Source organism: Blochmannia endosymbiont of Camponotus quercicola (assembly GCF_059935335.1).
On record NZ_CP011794.1, the window covers coordinates 732546 to 754449 of the forward strand.

The following is a 21904-nucleotide window of genomic DNA, read 5'->3' on the forward strand; positions in this document are numbered from 1 at the left end:
TTTATCCTAATAATTTAGACTTATCACGAATCGCGCCTTTATCCGCACTTGTTACCAAATGAGCATATGCTTTTAAAGAAGTAGATACGTTTCTGTTTCGATTTATTGGGGTCCACGCTTTAATCCCTCGCGCAATTTCTTCTGCATGTCGTATTTTTAATATGTGTTCAGATACTTCTAATATAATACTACGTGCGCTAATATTAATACTAATTATATCTCCGTTATGCACTAATCCAATTAATCCCTTATTAGCTGCTTCCGGGGATATGTGACCAACAGATAACCCTGATGTTCCACCGGAAAATCTACCATCTGTAATTAAAGCACAACACAAATCTAAACCCATAGATTTAAGAAAAGATGTCGGATATAGCATTTCTTGCATACCTGGTCCACCTTTTGGGCCTTCATATCGAATTACGATGACATCTCCAGAATGCACATTTCCCGTTAAAATATCTTGAACAGATTCTTCTTGGCTATCATAAACTTTAGCTGGTCCACTAAATTTTTGAAGGTTTATATGAACTCCAGCTGTTTTTACAAGACATCCATCTACAGCAAGATTGCCATATAATACCGCTAAACCACCATCTTGGCTATAAGCATACTCACGAGAACGAATGCAACCAGAACAACGATTTGTATCTAATGAAGTCCACCTGTTTTTTTGAGTAAATGCTTGTATAGTACGTATTCCTGCTGGTGCTGCAGCATACATATTTTTTGATTCAAAATTATTACACGAAACAATATCGTAATTTACTAATGTTTCTGATAAAGATTTATTCAATATATTACGCGTCTCCCCATGCAATAAACCACAACGATAAAGCTCTCCAAGTACACCCATTACTCCTCCAGCTCGATGAAAATCTTCCATGTGATATCGTTGAGTATTTGGAGCTACTTTACACAAATGTGGTACCTTTCTAGATAATCTATCAATATCTGCCATAGTGAAATCTATCTCTCCTTCTTGCGCAGCTGCAAGTAAATGCAATACGGTGTTAGTGGAGCCACCCATTGCGATATCTAACATCATTGCATTCTCAAAAGAAGATTTATTAGCTATATTACGCGGTAGAACAGAATAATTATTATCCTCATAATAAGATTTAGCTAAATGAACAATATATTTACCGGCATTTAAAAATAATTTTTTACGATCAGAGTGAGTAGCCAACAACGACCCATTACCTGGTTGAGCTAATCCTAATGCTTCTGTTAAACAATTCATGGAATTCGCAGTAAACATCCCTGAGCAGGATCCGCATGTAGGACACGCTTCTAATTCAATGTTTCGTTGATCAGTATCAGAGATACTGGGGTTCGCAGCAGAAGTAATTGCGTCAATTAAATTTAATTTAATATTTTGATTAAATAAATTTATTGATCCAGATTCCATTGGACCTCCTGATACGAAGATAACTGGAATATTTAAACGCAATGCTGCCATTAACATCCCAGGTGTTATTTTATCGCAATTAGAAATACATACCATAGCATCAACACAATGGGCATTAATCATATATTCTACAGAGTCAGCAATAAGATCCCTAGACGGTAAAGAGTATAACATACCGCTATGACCCATGGCGATTCCATCATCTATTGCTATAGTATTAAATTCTTTTGCAACTCCTCCATTAATATTAATTTGTTCAGACACCAATTTTCCTACATTTCGTAAATGTACGTGCCCGGGAACAAATTGGGTAAATGAATTAACTACAGCAATAATCATTTTATCAAAATCTTCAGTAGTCATACCTGTAGCACGCCATAATGCTCGAGCACCAGCCATATTACGACCATGCGTAGTAGTAGTAGAGCGATATTGAGGCATATTTAAACTCCAGTATCTTATATATTGTTGGATATGCAATTATTTAATAATTAATATGAAAAATATTAATCAATATTATTGTTGAACTGGATCTAACCAATCCCATCGATCTTCAGTTATTCCAGTAAATAAATTAAAAAATAAGTGTTGTAATTTTTTAGTAATGGGCCCGCACGTACCAGTACCTACTATAATTTTATCTACACTACGTACTGGGATTATTTCGGCGGCAGTACCAGACATAAATATCTCATCAGCTATGTACAGAGATTCACGAGACAACACTTGTTCTTGTACTTCTAAACCAATATCTACTGCTAACGTAATAATAGCATCACGTGTAACCCCAGGTAATATAGAAGAAGCACATGGCGGCGTCAAAATAATGTTATTTCTAACTTCAAATAAATTTTCACCGGCACCTTCTGAAATATAACCGTATATATCTAACCCTATACCTTCTTGATACCCATTTCTATGAGCCTCATTACTAATTAACATAGATGATAAATAATTTCCTCCAGCTTTAGCTGTGCTTGGAAGAGTATTTGCTGGAACTCTATTCCAAGAAGATACCATAACATCAACCCCTTGTTTCAAAGAATCTTCTCCCAGATAAGGGGACCACGAAAAAGCTGCTATAGCAACATCAGTAGTATATCCAGGAGTCGGATCAATTTTCATACCTACATTTCCAATAAATACCACAGGACGAATGTAAGCATCGATTAAATTATTCTTACACAAAATAACCCTACAGGCTTGCATTAAATCATCAATACCCCAAGAAATAGGCATACGATAAATTTTTGCAGAATTATACAATCTCTGCATGTGTTCGCGATGACGAAATATAACCGGACCTTTATATGAATTATAACACCTTATGCCTTCAAATACTGATGATCCATAGTGTAAAGCATGAGACATTACATGTACTTTAGCTTCTCGCCATGGTACAATATCCCCGTTAAACCAAATAAAGTTTTCTGTATTCATCTGAGATCTTCCTTGGTAATATAGTCGAGAAAATGTAAATTTAATGCTGATGTTAATTCATTTAATTTTAATATAATATACATCTATTAGTTTATTTAGTTGCGCAGACAATAAACATATTGCTTTATTACTGGAAACAGTCAATAAAATATTTATTTTTTTCTCATTAAACTTATTATACGACAACATGTTTAATGTATGTAATTCAAATCCGCGATGACGAATAACCCGGAGAATACGTTCAAGCACCTCCGGACAAAATCTGGCTTTGATAAACAAGGAATAATGTGTCATATTACTTGCTGCTCCAACATAGCATCATTCGAAGATCCAGGCGGCACTAATGGCCAAACGTTTTCATGTTCATTAATTCGCACATGTAGCAAAAAAGGTCCTGTATGTGTAAACAATGTATTAATTGCATCAAACATTTGAGATGTATAAGTAATACACATTCCATGAATATCAAATGCTTTAGCCAAAACAAGAAAATCGGGATTATCTGTTAATGTAGTTTCACTATAACGTTTATTGAAGAATAATTGTTGCCATTGACGCACCATTCCTAAACGTTGATTATCTAATAAAACAATTTTAACTGGCAAATTTCTACGCTTAATAGTGGCGAGTTCTTGTATGTTCATCATAAACGATCCATCACCAGAAATACATATCACCATATGCTTTGGTCGGCCAATTTGAGCGCCAATGGCTGCTGGTGTTCCAAACCCCATGGTTCCAAGTCCTCCAGAAGTAATAAAATTCTCTGGACGACTAAATTGCATGTGTTGAGCGGCCCACATTTGATGTTGTCCAACATCTGTAGTAACTACAGTATCGTGAGGAGCATTTTCACTAATTGCTCGTAACAAAATTGGGGCATAAATTTTTTCATCAGATGATTGATAAGACCAACAGTACTTCAGTTTTAAAGATTTTACTTTTTGCCTCCATGCGCTAATAGATAAAGATTGTGTTAGTGAAGATAACAAATCGTTTAAATCTCCCGACAAAGAAACATGAGCCAGACGCAATTTACCAAATTCTGCAGGATCAATATCCAAATGAATTACTTTTGCTTGTGGAGCAAAAGTATGCAATCGTCCAGTTACTCTATCATCAAATCGAGCTCCTATCGCAATCAATAAATCACATTTTTGTACCGCTAAATTGGCTGCTTGATTTCCATGCATTCCTAACATTCCTAAATAACAGTCTTCTGTATAATCTGGAGCACCCAGCCCTTTTAGCGTTACTACGGTAGGTATTTTTGTTTTAGAAATAAATGTGCGTAACGAAGTTACTGCTCCAGCCATACCCACACCTCCGCCTACATAAAGTATCGGTTGATATGCTTGAAGCATTAATACGCGAGCTTTTTCTATATCACCTTCAATACTATAAATATGTTTTTTATTAATACGGTAGTTCGATATTAATTTACCAGTAGACAACTGAACATCTTTTGGTACATCTATTAGCACTGGTCCTGGTCTTCCTTCAGAAGCAATAAAAAACGCTTCATCGATAATATTAGGCAGCATATTTAATGAATGAACTAAAAAACTATGTTTAGTGCAAGCTAAGGATAACCCTAATACATCTATTTCTTGAAATGCATCGGTACCAATAAATTCTAACCCTACTTGTCCAGTAATAGCCACTATGGGAATAGAATCTAATAAAGCATCAGCTAATCCAGTGATCAAATTAGTAGCTCCTGGGCCAGAAGTCGCAAAACATACACCAATTCTTCCAGTAGCTCTAGCATATCCTATGGCAGACATAATTGCTCCTTGCTCATGTCTACACAATAAATGCTCTACTTCAGAATCAAATAAAGCATCATATATCGGCATAATAGCCCCGCCCGGATAACCAAAAATAATTTCTACACCTTTATCTCCCAGTGCTTTTATTATCCACTGAGCTCCGTTCATATTTATTTCCTCATATGATGTTTATGAATGAACCAATAATTTAATTAAATTATCTATTGTCAAAAAAAAATCGATTTTTTAAATCAATCATAAGTACACGGAAATTACCATATTATTATTAGATTCAAGTAGATTTGAAATATCTATAAAATATAGTATAATATAATGTTAAAGTAGTTTTTGTTTAATAAAATGATTACGCAAAATCTATATCTTCAATATAGACGCAAGTTTTTTTGATCATGCATTAACTATATAAAAAAAAATTTATTTTATTTTTTATGCAAAAAAAAATTAAATAGAACAATATTTCTGGTTTATATGAAATATTTATTACTTATAGATAAATTCTATATTATGTAATCATTAATGATTAATTTTTCGAAACTTCTATTTTATTATATATTTTATTAAAAAATAACAATAATTTTTAAAAAAAGTAATTTCCGTATTTTTTAAGCGTTAAAATATTAATAACATTACTATTAGCATTATTTATAGTACTGATGCATCTATTTCGTAATAAAACTGTGCACACAATTACACTAAAAAAAAGACATAAAAAATTTCAATTATCTTAATATCAAAAGACCAGTTAAGTTGGTTTTATTCTTAATGTAATAGATAATTTTTACTAAGACGCAGTACACTTTTTAGTTAAATGTATAGTGTTATAACTTTTCAAATATTTTAAGTACCATAGATACCGAAACTTAACAATTATGTTTTTAAAAATACCATCCCATATAACCACCAATTGTGGTTGATATCTAATTTTATAAATCATTTGATTCTCTTATTGGGGACAAGCCTTGTTAATTTTTGTATATAACTAACTCCAAATATCTACGCTTACAAAAATTTAATGAATAAATTTTATTTATTTAAAACAGAATAATATATAAATCCTGATCGTTACCATACTTTCTAATATTTACAATATTAACTCATATAATTAGTTTTTTGTAAATCGTTCGTAACAACAACCTATAAAGATATAACTATGAATAGTTCATAAAGATAAAAACAGCAAATAAGTTCAACAGATTACATATCACATTTTTATGTGATATATAATCAAAAATAAACATATATATTTATATATAACATAAAATATTACTTTTTTTTGTAAAATATAAAAATAAAACATAAATATAAGTATATTAACCGTTTATTTCTTAGAAATTACACAAACATCGATACAGTATGCACATTAACTTAAAACGAGTTTTAATGTTATTGTCTATATTTGGATGTTTATGTTTGACAGGGGTGAAGAGACTTGAACTCCTAACACCCGGTTTTGGAGACCGACGTTCTACCCATTTGAACTACACCCCTTTATCGATAAATAATGCGGTGCGGACGGGACTTGAACCCGTGACCCTCGGCGTGACAAGCCGATATTCTAACCATCTGAACTACCGCACCGCATTATTTATATATTCTTATAATCAATTACTCAATATACTAATTTTGGTTAAAAAGCATTATTAAAAAAATTTTTTATATATCTCATCAATATATATAATTCTAACGATGCACATATAAACTATCATTATAATACTCTACCGCACTCGTAATGGAGCTAAGCGGAATCGAACCGCTAACCTTCTGCGTGCAAAACAGATGCTCTCCCAATTGAGCTATAGCCCCACGCTAACCGACCACATTGTAACGAGTTTCAAACAAAGATGCAAACACAAAATAATATAATTACGATTTTCGATTGTCCAAAAATCAAATAGCTTTAAATAATGTTTTAATTTTTTAAGATATATAAATATTATCGATTATATATTATATATATATATTAAAATTAGTGATAATGAAGTATACTAATATAATTAAATAAATAATCACATTGTTGTTAAACGTTAATTACAAGTTTCGATTAAATTTATTAATCATCTGTCAGTAATATTAAATTAAAATTAACAGACATATATTGTACATCAAATTCATATAAATATTTAAATATATAAATAAAATATTTATATATCAAAAATAAAATCTGATAAAGTAATATAATGATAATAACAAAAAAATTATTATTATTATTATAATAATAATTACATATAAATGTGTGTGTTTATATCTACAAATACAACAGTTGAATTTTTTAATTCCTGTTCACAACTGACAAACATACGAGTTTCATATTAAAAAATATGATATAATTCAATTTATACTGATAAAACTTCTAAAGAAAAAAAATTATAATGAGATAATAAAACAGATTTTAATTTGATAGCTTCTACTGTGTTCATAGAACAATAGATTTTGTTTGGTCTGGAATAATAAAAATTGTTTATAGGACCATTGATGTTCTTACGTAGTAATCGTAAACTATGTTTAGCAACCGAATGCCTCGAATCTATCAAATAACTATCTGAAGATAATGCTGCAATTAATTCTTTTTTCAATAAAGAAAAATGAGTGCATCCAAGCACTATAGTATCAGGAGGTTGTTGCATCTCTAGCCAAGGAGTAAGAATATTACGAAACATTGATATTGATATTTTTTCACCATGTATCTTAGATTCGGCCAAATTTACTAACTCAGATGCACTTAATAGCATGACTTTATATTTGTTTGCAAAACGTTTTATAAGACCCCAAGTATAATTATGATTTATAGTACGATGTGTGGCCAATACTCCAATAATGCCATTTTTAGTTAATTTAGATGCTAATTTAATTGCGGGTATTACTCCAACAATAGGACATATAAAATGATTTTGTAAGATTTTTAATGAAACCACACTGGCAGTATTACAACCAATTATTACAAGATCTAATTGATGTTGGTTTTGTACAGCTTTAATTATAGAAATTACACGATTTATAATAAATAACTCTGAGTGTTCACCATAAGGAAAAGCCTGATTATCAAAGAAATATAGATAACATACGTATGGTAATAATTTGCGTATCGCGGTATAGATAGATAGGCCACCTACTCCAGAATCCAATATTAAGATTGTTGGCTGTCTATGTGTATTTTGAAAAAAGTAAGTCATATATTTTTATTAATTATTTGTTTTATATGCCGTATATAATATATACATATAATCGGATATACATATAAGTTATAATGTCTGATAATTTGATCTGTATGTAGAGTATATATTTTTTATTTAATGATGTTTATATTCTATGTAACATCACTGTATTAAATATAATTATCGTATTTTAAAACAAACACCTGTAGACATGTATTCCTTGGAATGCTATTTATCATTAAATAAATATTAGTATATTTATCTGTTAATTAATAATTATTACTAATACAATACATAGTTTTTTATATAAATAAAGATTACAAATATATATCTAAGTGAATTTAAGAATACAATTCAATATCAAAAAATATTTGTTTTTAAAACAATACTATTATAATATGTGGCAGGTGATTTAATTATACGAAAAATATTAAAAATATTATTCGCGCATTACATTATGTTGTTTTTTACTTTTTATTCCTAAAGTATGACATATTGCATATGTTAAGTCTGACCGATTAAGAGTATAAAAATGAAAATTTCTTACCCCTTCTTTAAGAAGAATTCTGATCATGTCTATTGCTACAAATGTGCCAAGCATTTTCTGTGTTTCTAAGTCACGATCTAATCCATGAAAAATTACATACATCCAATGTGGTATCCTTACTTTAGTAAAAGTAATGAAATGTTGTAATTGACGAAAATTAAAAATAGGTAATATTCCAGGAACAATTTCTATATCAATTCCAACAGATACACAAAGATCTCTAAATCTTAAATATTGTTCTACATCAAAAAAAAATTGAGTGATTGCGCGATTAGCCCCAGCATCTATTTTTTTTTTCAAATTAATTAAATCTGATTGCGCATTTTTTGCTTCCGGATGTACTTCTGGATAAGCAGCTACTGCAATATCAAAATTTCCAATTTTTTTTAATAAATACACTAAATCTGAAGCATGCATAGACGGTTGATGATTTTTTTTTATTTGATCACCTCTTAACGCAATAATGTTATGAATACCATTATTCCAATATTCTTGAGCAATAATTTGTAATGCCTGAGGAGTTTCATTAATACACGTTAAATGAGGAGCTGCTATTAACCCGGTACGTGTTTTTATGTCTTTAATTATTTTGTCAGTATGATTTCGTGTTCCAGAATTAGCGTTATATGTTACAGAAACAAAAATAGGATTTAATTTACTTAATTTATTTATAGTTTTCCATAATGTTTTTTCCATTTCATCAGTACGTGGAGGAAAAAATTCAAATGAAACATTAATGCTTCCATGTAACTCAGCCAAATATTGATTTAATATTTCTTGTTGAGTTGCATGGAACATGCTCATAGTTTCCCCTCGTAAATCTATAAAACAGATGTACATAAAGTACATATTTAACCATACTGTAAATAATTATGTATACTACATGTTTATTTTTTAATAAAAATTATTATTGTGTAATACCTTTTAAATCAATAATTAAAACTATATTACGTTAGCTCAAGAAATTATTATTTTCATTTATGCTCTAAATAAGATCTGAATAGATAAAGTTTTCACTCAAAAAACAGGTACCTATATAAATCAATATATATTTATAAATTTTTGCGCCTATTTAATTAGTCAGCAAATTTATAATAATGGATTCATGTATATATAATAATAACAACATGGTGTATCTACATTATTGTATTGATTCCAATGCCTGCTCTAAATCAGCAATAAGGTCATCGCTATCTTCTAGTCCTACTGATACACGAAGCAACATATCATTGATGCCAGCGCGTTTTCGCGCATGTTCTGGCATAGCAGCATGTGTCATAGTAGCTGGATGGGCAATTAAAGTTTCTACCCCTCCAAACGATTCTGCTAATGTAAATAATTTTAATGATCTCAAAAATTTCAGTAATACATTTTTAGTGCCTTTGAGTTCAAAACTAAATATTGACCCAAATCCACTTTGTTGTTTACAAGCAATATCATATCCAGGATGAGTAGATAAACCTGGATAATATAGCGTATTAATTTGAGGTTGTTTTTGACAAAAAGCAATAATACTTTTGGTATTATTTTGTTGTTGATAAACACGAGGCATTAAAGTACGCATACCCCGCAACAATTGATAGCTATCAAAAGCACTCCCAGTAATACCAAGCGTATTTCCCCACCAAGCTAATTTATCAGAAACGCATGTATCCTTGGATACTACTACTCCTGCTATTAAATCTGAATGTCCGTTCAAATATTTACTACAAGAATGTACTACTAAATCTGCGCCTAAAATTAATGGATTTTGAAATACTGGGGTCATAAATGTATTGTCTACAACAAATAAGATATCTTTGTCAAAATTACAAATAGCACGTATATCTATTATTCGAAGCATAGGATTGCTTGGAGTTTCTATAAAAACTAATTTCGGTTTATATGCTAACGATTTCAGCAATATTTGCGTATCATTTTGATCAATAAATAGTACTTTACATGCACCTTTTTTGTTTAATGCATCCAACAATCGATAAGTGCCTCCGTAGCAATCATACGGTGCTATTAATAAATCATTTGGTTCGAGTAAAGCTGAGCATATTAAATAAATAGCAGACATGCCGCTGCTTGTCATAATTGCATGTTTTCCGTATTCTAAATCTGACAAAGTTTGTTGAGCTACATCACGAGTAGGATTTTTGCGCCGTGAATAATCATAAGGCCGAGGCTGATTTAATCCAAAAAAATTATAAGTCGTTGAAAGAGTAATAGGTGGAACAACACATCCATGCTGTTCATCGCTATTCAAACCGCTTCTCACGCTAATCGTAGATTTTTTTATATTCATAAAAGCAATTTTAACTCATTTATATTTTTATAAACACTATTAATTTTTTATAGATATAGAATTTATATATACAATATTTGCGTGATTGAATTTAATATAAATTTATTCCATAATCTATATATCACATATAGATCACTCATAACAATTGAAATTGTTATACATATGTTGATACAAATTATTCACAGTAATAAAATATAATAACTTACATTCTTTTTTTTATAGTATTTATACTTTTCATATTTACATGTTATAATCCATGCGTATATGTATTTAAATAACATCTATATTTATTTTTTGTTTAATTTTTTATTAATAGGTAAAAAATCAGCATTAACAGCAACATTAAAGCGCTTGTTAAAAATATTTACACGTCCACGTGTATCCACTATACGTTGTGTGCCTGTGTAGAATGGGTGACATAAATTACAAATATCCAAATTCAAGTCATGATCTAAAGTAGATCTAGTGTTGATAACATTTCCGCATGAACAATACGCAGATATTTTGCTATATTTTGGGTGAATATTTTTCCTCATGATAATAATCTCACATTAAGTAACACTACATTGCTGAAGTTAACAAAATATCATAAAAATGTAAAATATAAATTTATTTCGTAGCACTTAACAACTAAATATCATGTTGTACACTACTAAACAAACGATCCCATCATTAATTATTTAATTGTATACGATATAACAAAATCGATGACGTAGATAAATGAAAATTTTTACACCCTCGATATTAACATACATGCGTATGAACCTTCCATTTCATGTAAAATTTTATATAAATTCACGATATTTGTTGCATTTACGTTACAAATACATGTATCTAAAAATAAGGGATATTCTATCAAATAAACAAAATTCATCTATGATCTATTATGTTATTGAACGACTCTAAGAATTAAAAGCCTACACATTTAACCTCTAATATAAAGCTTTTTCACTTAATTGTATCTGTCACACAGATACAATTAGCAATTAAACTGTTGTTATAAACAACATTATTATCATAACCCATTGAGTTTGTGCATATAACTATACTAAAATGCATTATGTTCATCAAAAAAAATTTCCTAATATTTTAATACTTTAATAATTCAAATATTTATTTATGAGTATAATTGCGTAAATAAATAATAATTTTTTCTAATCTTTAAAATCAACCAATACAAGACATCAACATATGACTGTCATCGGCCATATGATGCTCAAATAAAATAGACAATAATTTATTCATTAATCTTGTAACAAACGCAACATATATTATTATACAAATAATATCAATTTTATCTAATTAGTATAAAAACTTATTTACTCTCAGAAATAATATAAAATTGACTTATAAACCGAAACAATACTATATGAATTATTAAACTTTGTTACAAAACACTTAAAATAAACCATTTATCCATTAGTATACCAGATAATAAAAACACACAGCATAGTTGTACTTCCAATATCAGTAAAGCATATTATTTTGCCATTTATATCAGTTAATTTTGTTAAATAACTCACAACAATTGTCGCATATCCTCACAACACGATTTTGTATTGGCAGACATAAGAATACAAAACTCTTTATAGCAATAAATTTTACAAAAAAATTATAACAGATATACTAGATTACATTTTAATTTAAAATGATAATTAATTTGTAGAGTATTATACGGGTATTCTCAAAGAGATTACTACATGCATTAACAATGTATGTAGTATAATAATTACTATATTGTATATATATATTTAGTCTTATTAATCAGAGATTTCATACATAGATGATTTTAAGGAAAAATATAACACTAAAACACCTGATTAAGTATATAATGTGAAGTATCATAAAATTGTGGTTCAGTAAATAAATAAACAATTTATAAATGTTTTTGTGTTAACTTTTTTTTAGATCGCAATATATGCATATATTGCGATCTTGATCCTTATTATATATCAATGCAGTGATAATTTAATAAGATTGAATATGGGATATTATTGAATATAATAGGTATGCTCTATGTCTACTTGGGTCACCGGAAAAATTGTTGATATAAAACACTGGACAGATCGGTTATTTAGTCTCATTGTACAAGCTCCAGTGAATACATTTGTTGCTGGTCAATTTACTAAAATAGGGATAAATATAGATAATGTAATTATGCAACGTGCTTATTCGTATCTTAATGCTCCTCATAACCCAAATCTAGAATTTTATATAGCTACTGTGTTAGACGGGAAATTTACTCCATTATTATGTACTTTATGTCCCGGTGATACTCTTATGCTTACTAAAGAGGCACATGGACGTTTTGTGTTAAATGAAATTCCAAATTATACAAAAAATTTATGGATGTTGGCTAGCGGGACAGGAATTGGTCCATATTTGTCAATACTTGAGGATCATGACCAAAGACTTGATCAGTTTTCAAATATTGTATTAGTGCATGCAGCACGGTTCTCTAAAAATTTAAATTATTTATCTCAAATGAAAAAACTACAAAATTTTTATAGTGGCAAATTACATGTTCAAACCATTACCAGTCAAGAGGAATCTTCTAATTCACTTTTTGGGCGTATATCTACTCTACTAGCCAATGATTCTTTAGAAAATAAAATAGGATTACAGTTAGATGTAAATAATAGTCATGTAATGTTGTGTGGAAATCCACAGATGATACATGACACTAAAGAAATATTGAATAAAAAATATGGAATGAAAGATCATTTACGACGCAAACCAGGTCATGTTACTCAAGAGCGTTATTGGTAAGATAAATTTACCATTTCTATGTTGTAACTTACAGTGTATTACGAATTAGTGATTATTAAAATTGCAATTTTTTAATGTCAGAATTTTGTCACTCACAACCAATGAATTTTAAATATACATAATTTCAACAGCACAATATAACATGATTTTATTTATCATTATTATTGTTGATATATATTATAATTATTATACAGAGTGATTTGTATAGGAGAAATGATGTGAGACGTCTATTGGTAGTAGGGAACTGGAAATTAAACGGCAACAAGCATACCATAACTAATTTAATTATTACATTAGTTAATACATTTTCTAGTATTTCCAGATGTAGTGTGGCCGTAGCTCCACCTGTCATGTATTTAGATGTAGTCAACCATTATTTGCTGAATAGCCCAATTCAGTTGTGCGCGCAAAATGTTGACATTAATTTATCTGGAGCATTTACCGGTGATATTTCTGCAGCAATGTTACAAGATTTGAAGACACGATATGTTATTATAGGTCATTCTGAACGGAGAATATATCATAAGGAAAACGATGCATATATTGCTAAGAAATTTTTTATCTTAAAAAAGATCGGATTAATTCCTATTTTATGTATAGGAGAAAATAAAAAAGAATACGATGCTGGATACACCCAATCAGTATGTCTTAATCAAATTAAGAAGGTCATCGAATTATTCGGGATAGAGATGTTTAAAAATGCGGTTATTGCTTATGAACCTATATGGGCCATAGGAAGTGGTATCAGTGCATCTCCAAAAAATGTACAAATAATTCATGAATCAATTCGAAACTATATTGCAAGTTATGATATGGCTATAGCCGACAACATAATAATTCAATATGGAGGATCTGTGACATCAGAAAATGTTACTGAATTTTTTAATCAAAAAGACATTGATGGCGTGCTAGTAGGGACTGCTTCTTTGAACTCAGATAGTTTTTCTATGATTGTACGAACAGCAGAAAAACACAAGAAACCATATCATTCTTAATAATGCACATATATGTGGCAGTTATATTGTATATCACATATATAGATATGCATTAGCAATCTGAAATACTAAACAAATGACAACGAACATAATCTACGTAGTAAATACAGATGATAATATGTATAGATGTATAGACAATTTGTAATAATGATATTTATAAATAAGATAAATTACTACTATAACAACTTAAATTTAAAATAGTTTTTTGGCTGTTTTTAACAAATCCTTACGAAATGGACGCTGCATATTCTGCATAGCATCGTTGAAGTCATGGTGTACTAATTTTTCGTTTTGTACTCCAATACAATGTCCTGCATAACCTTGTAATAACAATTCAATAGAATATGCTCCCATTCTCGATGCTAAAATGCGATCATAAGCGACTGGCTTACCTCCGCGCTGAATATACCCCAAAACAGTAGCACGGGTCTCTCTACCAGTTTTTTCTTCAATATATCTTGCTAAATAAAATATATTACAAATACGTTCTGTAATGGCTACTATTGCATGTTTTTTGCCTTTAGAAATACCAGATTTAATTTCATTTACTAGATCTTGTGCATTAAATTCTACTTCAGGGACCACAATAAATTCACAACCCCCAGCTATTGCTGCTGCCATGGTCAAATCGCCACAACATCGCCCCATTACCTCTACAATAGAAATACGTTGATGTGAAGAAGATGTATCTCGCAATCTATCAATTGCATCAACAATTGTTTCTAAAGCTGTGAAATAACCGATAGTATAATCCGTTCCAGCGACATCGTTATCAATAGTCCCAGGTAATCCAATACAAGGAAATCCTACGTCACTCAATCTCTTAGCGCCTAAATAAGACCCATCCCCTCCAATTATTATAAGAGCATCAAGGTTACGTTGATTTATATTATTAATAACTATTGCCCTAATAGGGTCTTCTTTAAATTCAGGAAAACGAGCGGATCCAAGAAAAGTTCCTCCACGATTTATTATATCTGAAACACTGCGACGATTCAATTGTATCATTCGATCTTGAAATAATCCCAAGTAACCGTCATGCACTCCATAAACTTCTAGCCCTTCAGAAAGGCCTGCCCGCACTACACCTCGAATCGCCGCGTTCATTCCTGGTGAATCACCACCACTTGTTAGTACTCCTATTTTTTTTATCATAAATACACGACTTTATTATGTTGTTATTAATATTAGACCATAACTATACTTTTATATAAAATATTATGATAATAGAAAATATGTCTGTTATATGACATGGTAAAAAACTACATATGAATATGTAATTGTATGTAAAATCACAGCAAATTTTTAATTCAATAAATTTATGATTAAATTATAAAAAATATAATCAGTAATATCTTCTAAACATTGAATTATTAAAATTCTATTGATTTAATTGTTTATTTATAATAAATATAACATATTATATTTATCGGTAATAAAATAGTTAATTTTTACAAATTTATAATATTCCGATTCTATTCTAATCTAATTATATTAGCAACAACTTTAAATTATACAAATCATATAATGAAAATTATTTTTTAAAGTCTAAAAATATAGAATTAAATATACACTTTGTGATCAATATAGTTGATATATTAAATATAAGATTAATTTGATTTCATTTAAAAGGTATTAAAAATTTATCGTATATGCATATTTAATTACATCATATATTAATTGTAATCATCTTTATTTTCAGTATATATTATCGATTTAATTTTTAAAAATATAAAACTTTTAAGATAATTAAAACTGCATATTAATAATACTAATTGTATAGATATTTAATATGGTAGTATTTAAAGACTGCATTTAATAATATATGCATACGCAATACTTCATATATTTATTTTTATACGGTAAATTACTACAATTTGTTAAGTTTTTTTATAAGTCTCGCAGGTTTTCCCGCAACTGTAGAATAAGGTGGTACAGAGTGTAATACAACAGAACCAGCTCCAATTTTAGCTCCATATCCTACTTCAATATTACCTAAAATAATAGCACCAGCTCCAATCATTACTCTTTGTCTAATTTTGGGATGACGATCACCACTTATTTTTCCAGTGCCACCTAAAGTCACAGATTGCATGATGGATACATTATTTTCTATCACTGATGTTTCTCCGATTACTACTCCAGTTGCATGATCCATCATAACACCATATCCGATACTTGCAGCAGGATGAATATCTACATTAAAAGTAATGGAAATATGATTATATAAATACATAGCTAATTCTTGACGATTATGATGCCATAACCAATGAGAAATACGATATGCTTGCAATGCATGGAATCCCTTAAAATATAACAAAGGAGTAAGATACTTAGTTACGGAGGGATCATTTAAACGTATCGCATAAATGTCTTGTGCAGCAACAGTGATTACATTCTCGTCAACATTGCATATATCTTCTAATATCCTAGTTATATCAACTGTAGATATATCTTCATTAGTTAATTTTTTAGATAATATATAAATTAATGCATCTTTAAAATTTTTATGGCTTAACAGAGTCGTACATATGAAATTAGTTAATATAGGCTCAGAGTCTATTAATAATCGCGCTTCGACCTTAATGTTGTTCCAAATTATTTCTAATATATTTAAAGACATAAATTTACCTGATCGTCGTAGTACACATAATAATTCAAGTCTATTATTGATTATTTTAACTATTAATTTTTTCTTCTTTTTGCGTGCGTTCCAATAAAGAGTAAGCTGCATCATGAACATTTTTGTTTTGGTATAGTATCTGGTATGTTTGTTCAGTAATAGGCATATCTACTTTATGTTTAATGGACAACATATATACTGCTTTTATGTTATTGAATCCTTCAATCACTTGCCCAATATTTTTTTTGGCATGATGTATATTTAAGCCCTGTCCTAATAATATCCCAAAACGACGATTACGTGATTGATCATCGGTGCAAGTTAATATCAAATCTCCTAATCCAGCTAATCCCATGAAGGTATCTGCTGTTGCTCCAATCGCCACACCAAGGCGAGACATTTCTACTAAACCACGTGCAATTAATGCTGTTCGCGCGTTGGCTCCAAACCCTATGCCATCAGAAATACCTGCTCCAATAGCAATTATATTTTTTACTACTCCAGCTATTTGGATGCCAATAGTATCTGTATTACTGTATATTCTAAAATTTTTACTGCAATGCAGCATATTTTGTAGATCACGGCACAACATAGCATCATTGGACGCTAATGTTATAGCAGTAGGTAGTCCCATAGCAAGTTCTCTAGCAAAAGTCGGACCAGATATAATCGCGATAGGAATATCTTTTCCTAAAATATCACGCGCCACGTCTTGTAACAAACGGCCGGTTTTAGGTTCTAAACCTTTAGATGCTATGATGATGCGAGTGTTGTTTTTTAAGTCTAATTTTACCCGCGTTAAAACATGACCAAATACATGACTTGGAACTGCAATTAATAAATTTCGGCAAGTAGACAAAGCTAAAGATAAAGACTGCTCTAAATGTAATGATGGTGGAAATGGGATATTTGGCAAATAGGCTTCATTACATCGGTTAATTTTAAGTGTTTGAACATGGGTAGCATTATGAGCCCACAATAATACAGTGTGGCCATTTCTGGATAATGCAATAGCCATTGCTGTGCCATAGGAACCAGCTCCAATAATGGTTATGGTGGGAGATATAATAGACACAATATTAAAATTAACTATTTTAGAATATTAGCTGTTAAGCGTATCATCATATTTATCTCCCAAAGACTTAATAAATAAAATATTAAAATTAATTGGATCTAAGTTAAGTTGCGGAAAAGTTCCTATAGACACTTGATTACTTATATACATTCACTAACACAAGCAAGTAAAATACCTGGACAATGCACGCTAAGACAATATATCATTTGCGTTTTTGCTCAATCCTGAAATATTAAAAAATTCCAGCTTGTTTTACTTGATATAAAAATCTGTATCTTCCTTAATTTTTGAAGTAGCAGTATACACAACACTATTTAGTATACGGTAAACATGATATGCTCAGAATTAGTATTTAAATCTTCTTTAATTTTTGGCTTCCAAGTTATTTAAAAAATCAAGGAGTGTTCACTGCTTCAAACGAAATATCTTGGTATAAATTCTTTTCGCATGAAATAACACACGATACTGTTTCTTTCTAACACAAAAAAAAGAACCCTACTACATTTAATATTTGGTAATCACTATTACTTATTATTAATAGTTTTATTCATTAAAATTAGATCCAACCTTCCCTGGTCATCCAAAAATACTAAATCATCCGATCCTCCAATGTGTATACCATCTATAAAAATCTGTGGCAATGTGACACAACCACCGGATCGTTGTCTCATTTCCATGCCTGCGCTATCTGATAACTCATTATTATCTACAGAAATCTCTTTAAAATCCAGAGATTTTTTTGTTAACAACGCTTTAGCACGATCGCAATAAGGACAGTTTTTTTTTGTATAAATTTCAATATAAGCCATTTTTATTCTCGTTATTTCAATACTTTATTTTTTAGTGACAGAGGAAAATTATTATCTTTCCAACCAATTATACCACCATGAAGCACATATACTTCTTCAAACTTTAATTTATATAGACGCTGTTTAATTGAATGGGCTAATGCATTATTGTCATGTACAACAATTAAGGGATATTTTTTAAACCTTTTTAATTTACAAATATTATTATTTTTAATTGCTTCTATTGAAACATTAACACTGTTTATTATATGCCCTTCGTGATAATCATTTTGATCACGAATATCTATTACTATCGCATTCTTCTTGTTCATTAGATAAATTGCTTTATCGCGTAATATTTCAGAGGATCTGAATAACCAACTACTAATTGTAGTATATAATGCTATAATCAATAAAAGCATCCATACAATACTGAGTATCATATGTTGTTGTAAAAATATTGTTATTTTTTGTATGCACATGGGCCGTAAACCCTAATTAAAGACAATAATATATATTATAAGTATAATATGTGTTCATATTGAGGGTATTGTGTAATTTTTAATGAAATCAGTAACATTCTAAATAATTATTATAAAATTACAATAACATACATTTGTAATCTTATATATTTTATATAAAATTAATAAAAATAAATATTTGAACAATCATAAGAAACATATACATCATGTTGTCAAGAGATCATAAAATGACCGTTTAGTCTGTGCATTAGTGACAGACTAATATAAGTTTTTATGAAAATTATCAATAGATTAAGTATTATATCATAATACTCTTAATATTTAGTCTTTTTATAAATTATACATAAAAAATAATTGATCGCATTAATGTTTATTTACTTGTAATGATATATAAATAATATGATAAAATAATTATCAACCATAATTAATACATATATAATAAATAAACTAAAAATTTGAATTATTGATTAATTGTGTTTAGTACATATGAAATTATGTGAGCGTGTATGATTATAGTTACTGGCGGAGCAGGGTTTATAGGCTGCAATATTATTAAAGCATTAAATAAAATATCATGCAAAAATATTCTAGTAGTAGATAATCTAAAGAATGGAAAAAAATATAAAAATCTAATAAATTTACACATTTCAGACTATATGGATAAATATTACTTTATGAAACATATACTTGACAGTCCTATTAATTCTTATATTAAAGATATAGACGTAGTATTTCATGAAGGAGCTTGCTCTTCGACTACTGAATGGGATGGTAAGTATATGATGGAGAATAATTATCAATATTCTAAAGATCTCTTATTATATTGCGTTAAACACAGCATTCCTTTTATATACGCTTCTTCCGCATCAGTATATGGAAAGGACACCAGTGTGTCTTTAAACTCTCAAAAATACGAACAACCTGTAAATATATATAGTTACTCTAAATTTTTATTTGATCAATATGTGCGCACTATATTGCCAAAAGTGACATCTCAAGTTTGTGGATTGAGGTATTTTAATGTTTATGGACCTTATGAAACGCATAAAGGTAGTATGGCTAGTATAATATTTCAATTATATAAACAAATTAAAAACAAAAAACATCCAACATTATTTACTGGTAGTAAACAATTAAAACGAGATTTTATACACATCGAAGACATCATTGATATAAATCTTTGGGTTTGGAATAATAATATATCTGGAATTTTTGATTGTGGAACTGGAAAAGCTGAATCATTTGAGCTAATTACTAACATTGTATTTAGTTTTTTTAACCAAAATGCAATTATCAAATATATTTCCATACCAAAAAAAATCCGCAATCATTACCAAATATTCACTCAAGCAAACATTTATCAATTAAGAGAGGTAGGCTATAGTAAGGAATTCATTAAGATTAACCAAGGTGTACATCAGTATTTAAATTGGTTATCATACACTGATATTGATCAGTGTGACCTAAAATAAACAAAATATTTATTATGAAAATATTAGTTGTTGGTCCTTCATGGATCGGCGATACCGTGATGTCCCATAGTATGTACCGTTTGCTTATTAAGAGGTACTGTTCTAATATACAGATTGATGTTATTACTCCAATATGGTGTAAAGATTTATTTTGTCATATGCCTGAAATTAATCAAACATCATTTATTCCGTACGAACATGGAGTTTTAGAATTGTCAAAATGTTATCGTCTTGGAAAATTTTTAAAAAATAAGAAATATCAGCAAGCAATAATATTACCCAATTCATTTAAATCCGCTTTGATACCATTTTTTGCAGATATCCCGATTCGAACTGGATGGCGCGGAGAAATGAGGTATGGTTTATTAAATGATTTAAGAATATTGAATGCAACATTATTTCCGTTAATGGTACAACGTTATGCCGCTTTAGCATATGATCGTGATATTGTAAAACATTTTTATAATTTACCCTATCCACTCCCGTGGCCGCAATTAAATGTAAACAAAAAAGACATTGTAGATGCATTACATAAATTTAATTTATATAATCACAGAAAATTACTGATTGGTTTATGCCCAGGTACAGAATTTGGTTTAGCTAAAAGTTGGCCCCATTATCATTATATAACGCTCGCCATTCAATTGATTCGTTGTGGATATCATGTGGCTATATTGGGATCACCTAAGGATCAATTAATAAATAAATTGTTTGAAAATAGTATTCTCACACAATTGAAAAAACACTGTAGCAATCTCATCGGAGCCACTTCATTAGGAGAAGTCGTTACAATTATTGCAGCATGCAAGGGAATTGTTAGTAACGATTCTGGTTTGATGCATGTAGCTTGTGCATTAAAACGTCCTGTAGTAGGTCTGTATGGGCCTAGTGATCCAAAATTTACTCCACCTTTATCTCATCAATCTATTGCGCTCCGCCGTATTCAAAGATACTATTCAGTGTGCAATGATGACAATTTATATGGTTATCACAATAGTCTAATAGACATTACTCCGGAGCAGGTTTTAAAGACATTAAAAAAATTATTAAATTAATGAATTTAAACA

At 29.7% G+C, this 21904-nt stretch carries 17 protein-coding genes, 3 tRNA genes and 1 pseudogene; 4 read left to right on the top strand and 17 right to left on the bottom strand.

Annotated features, from left to right (window positions below):
* Window position 1: 1 nt before the first annotated feature.
* From ilvD to rpmE, 11 genes are all read right to left on the bottom strand, one after another.
* Window positions 2-1852, bottom strand: a complete 1851-nt coding sequence (ilvD, locus tag CBquer539_RS03050; RefSeq protein WP_500836391.1) for a dihydroxy-acid dehydratase — start codon at window positions 1850-1852, stop codon at window positions 2-4.
* Between the two features lie 75 nt (window positions 1853-1927).
* Complete coding sequence (locus CBquer539_RS03055) at window positions 1928-2851, bottom strand: branched-chain amino acid transaminase (RefSeq protein WP_500836392.1); 924 nt, start codon at window positions 2849-2851, stop codon at window positions 1928-1930.
* A 57-nt stretch (window positions 2852-2908) separates the two neighbouring features.
* Window positions 2909-3145, bottom strand: coding sequence for an acetolactate synthase 2 small subunit (gene ilvM / locus CBquer539_RS03060; protein WP_500836393.1), 237 nt, complete (start codon window positions 3143-3145; stop codon window positions 2909-2911).
* Window positions 3142-4791 carry an acetolactate synthase 2 catalytic subunit gene (gene ilvG / locus CBquer539_RS03065; protein ID WP_500836394.1) on the bottom strand — a complete coding sequence of 550 codons (1650 nt, stop codon included), beginning with the start codon at window positions 4789-4791 and terminating at the stop codon, window positions 3142-3144. Before ilvG ends, ilvM begins: the two co-directional genes overlap by 4 nt.
* Window positions 4792-6058: 1267 nt before the next feature.
* Window positions 6059-6132 (bottom strand) — tRNA-Trp (locus CBquer539_RS03070).
* A 16-nt stretch (window positions 6133-6148) separates the two neighbouring features.
* Window positions 6149-6222 (bottom strand) — tRNA-Asp (locus CBquer539_RS03075).
* Window positions 6223-6374: 152 nt separating this feature from the next.
* Window positions 6375-6447: transfer RNA gene (locus CBquer539_RS03080), tRNA-Ala, on the bottom strand.
* Window positions 6448-6977: 530 nt separating this feature from the next.
* Entirely contained in the window at window positions 6978-7814 is an 837-nt protein-coding gene (murI, locus tag CBquer539_RS03085; protein WP_500836395.1) for a glutamate racemase, read from the bottom strand.
* Between the two features lie 421 nt (window positions 7815-8235).
* Complete coding sequence (gene metF / locus CBquer539_RS03090) at window positions 8236-9147, bottom strand: methylenetetrahydrofolate reductase (protein ID WP_500836396.1); 912 nt, start codon at window positions 9145-9147, stop codon at window positions 8236-8238.
* 337 nt (window positions 9148-9484) lie between these two features.
* Window positions 9485-10633 (bottom strand): cystathionine gamma-synthase, encoded by a 1149-nt coding sequence (gene metB / locus CBquer539_RS03095; protein WP_500836397.1) that lies wholly within the window; start codon window positions 10631-10633, stop codon window positions 9485-9487.
* 287 nt (window positions 10634-10920) lie between these two features.
* The gene (gene rpmE, locus CBquer539_RS03100; protein WP_500836398.1) at window positions 10921-11169 is read right to left on the bottom strand and encodes a 50S ribosomal protein L31; all 249 of its coding nucleotides are present in this window, start codon (window positions 11167-11169) and stop codon (window positions 10921-10923) included.
* Window positions 11170-12649: 1480 nt separating this feature from the next.
* Here rpmE and CBquer539_RS03105 point away from each other — a divergent pair.
* Both CBquer539_RS03105 and tpiA read left to right on the top strand, forming a co-directional pair.
* Window positions 12650-13402 (top strand): ferredoxin--NADP(+) reductase, encoded by a 753-nt coding sequence (locus CBquer539_RS03105; RefSeq protein ID WP_500836399.1) that lies wholly within the window; start codon window positions 12650-12652, stop codon window positions 13400-13402.
* Window positions 13403-13620: 218 nt separating this feature from the next.
* Window positions 13621-14397 (top strand): triose-phosphate isomerase, encoded by a 777-nt coding sequence (gene tpiA, locus CBquer539_RS03110; RefSeq protein WP_500836400.1) that lies wholly within the window; start codon window positions 13621-13623, stop codon window positions 14395-14397.
* A gap of 192 nt (window positions 14398-14589) precedes the next feature.
* Here tpiA and pfkA read toward each other — a convergent pair whose 3' ends face one another.
* The 6 genes and pseudogenes from pfkA to CBquer539_RS03140 form a co-directional block, all read right to left on the bottom strand.
* Entirely contained in the window at window positions 14590-15552 is a 963-nt protein-coding gene (pfkA, locus tag CBquer539_RS03115; protein WP_500836401.1) for a 6-phosphofructokinase, read from the bottom strand.
* Window positions 15553-16282: 730 nt separating this feature from the next.
* Window positions 16283-17020: pseudogene (gene cysE / locus CBquer539_RS03120) on the bottom strand (serine O-acetyltransferase); the annotation flags it as partial.
* Window positions 17021-17075: 55 nt separating this feature from the next.
* Complete coding sequence (gene gpsA / locus CBquer539_RS03125; RefSeq protein ID WP_500836402.1) at window positions 17076-18095, bottom strand: NAD(P)H-dependent glycerol-3-phosphate dehydrogenase; 1020 nt, start codon at window positions 18093-18095, stop codon at window positions 17076-17078.
* A 27-nt stretch (window positions 18096-18122) separates the two neighbouring features.
* Entirely contained in the window at window positions 18123-18245 is a 123-nt protein-coding gene (locus CBquer539_RS03130; RefSeq protein WP_500836403.1) for a hypothetical protein, read from the bottom strand.
* A gap of 374 nt (window positions 18246-18619) precedes the next feature.
* Window positions 18620-18904 (bottom strand): glutaredoxin 3, encoded by a 285-nt coding sequence (gene grxC, locus CBquer539_RS03135; protein ID WP_500836404.1) that lies wholly within the window; start codon window positions 18902-18904, stop codon window positions 18620-18622.
* A gap of 11 nt (window positions 18905-18915) precedes the next feature.
* Window positions 18916-19305, bottom strand: a complete 390-nt coding sequence (locus CBquer539_RS03140; RefSeq protein WP_500836405.1) for a rhodanese-like domain-containing protein — start codon at window positions 19303-19305, stop codon at window positions 18916-18918.
* A 566-nt stretch (window positions 19306-19871) separates the two neighbouring features.
* On the opposite strand from CBquer539_RS03140, the gene rfaD reads away from it, so the two are divergent.
* Both rfaD and waaF read left to right on the top strand, forming a co-directional pair.
* Entirely contained in the window at window positions 19872-20837 is a 966-nt protein-coding gene (rfaD, locus tag CBquer539_RS03145) for an ADP-glyceromanno-heptose 6-epimerase (protein WP_500836406.1), read from the top strand.
* Window positions 20838-20851: 14 nt separating this feature from the next.
* Complete coding sequence (waaF, locus tag CBquer539_RS03150) at window positions 20852-21892, top strand: lipopolysaccharide heptosyltransferase II (RefSeq protein WP_500836407.1); 1041 nt, start codon at window positions 20852-20854, stop codon at window positions 21890-21892.
* Window positions 21893-21904: the final 12 nt, after the last annotated feature.

Coding starts and splice junctions, on each gene's coding strand:
- ilvD (WP_500836391.1), bottom strand. CDS start 1,852: ATGCCTCAATATCGCTCTACTACTACTACGCATGGTCGTAATATGGCT.
- CBquer539_RS03055 (WP_500836392.1), bottom strand. CDS start 2,851: ATGAATACAGAAAACTTTATTTGGTTTAACGGGGATATTGTACCATGG.
- ilvM (WP_500836393.1), bottom strand. CDS start 3,145: ATGACACATTATTCCTTGTTTATCAAAGCCAGATTTTGTCCGGAGGTG.
- ilvG (WP_500836394.1), bottom strand. CDS start 4,791: ATGAACGGAGCTCAGTGGATAATAAAAGCACTGGGAGATAAAGGTGTA.
- murI (WP_500836395.1), bottom strand. CDS start 7,814: ATGACTTACTTTTTTCAAAATACACATAGACAGCCAACAATCTTAATA.
- metF (WP_500836396.1), bottom strand. CDS start 9,147: ATGAGCATGTTCCATGCAACTCAACAAGAAATATTAAATCAATATTTG.
- metB (WP_500836397.1), bottom strand. CDS start 10,633: ATGAATATAAAAAAATCTACGATTAGCGTGAGAAGCGGTTTGAATAGC.
- rpmE (WP_500836398.1), bottom strand. CDS start 11,169: ATGAGGAAAAATATTCACCCAAAATATAGCAAAATATCTGCGTATTGT.
- CBquer539_RS03105 (WP_500836399.1), top strand. CDS start 12,650: ATGTCTACTTGGGTCACCGGAAAAATTGTTGATATAAAACACTGGACA.
- pfkA (WP_500836401.1), bottom strand. CDS start 15,552: ATGATAAAAAAAATAGGAGTACTAACAAGTGGTGGTGATTCACCAGGA.
- CBquer539_RS03130 (WP_500836403.1), bottom strand. CDS start 18,245: ATGTATATAAGTAATCAAGTGTCTATAGGAACTTTTCCGCAACTTAAC.
- grxC (WP_500836404.1), bottom strand. CDS start 18,904: ATGGCTTATATTGAAATTTATACAAAAAAAAACTGTCCTTATTGCGAT.
- CBquer539_RS03140 (WP_500836405.1), bottom strand. CDS start 19,305: ATGCTTTTATTGATTATAGCATTATATACTACAATTAGTAGTTGGTTA.
- rfaD (WP_500836406.1), top strand. CDS start 19,872: ATGATTATAGTTACTGGCGGAGCAGGGTTTATAGGCTGCAATATTATT.
- waaF (WP_500836407.1), top strand. CDS start 20,852: ATGAAAATATTAGTTGTTGGTCCTTCATGGATCGGCGATACCGTGATG.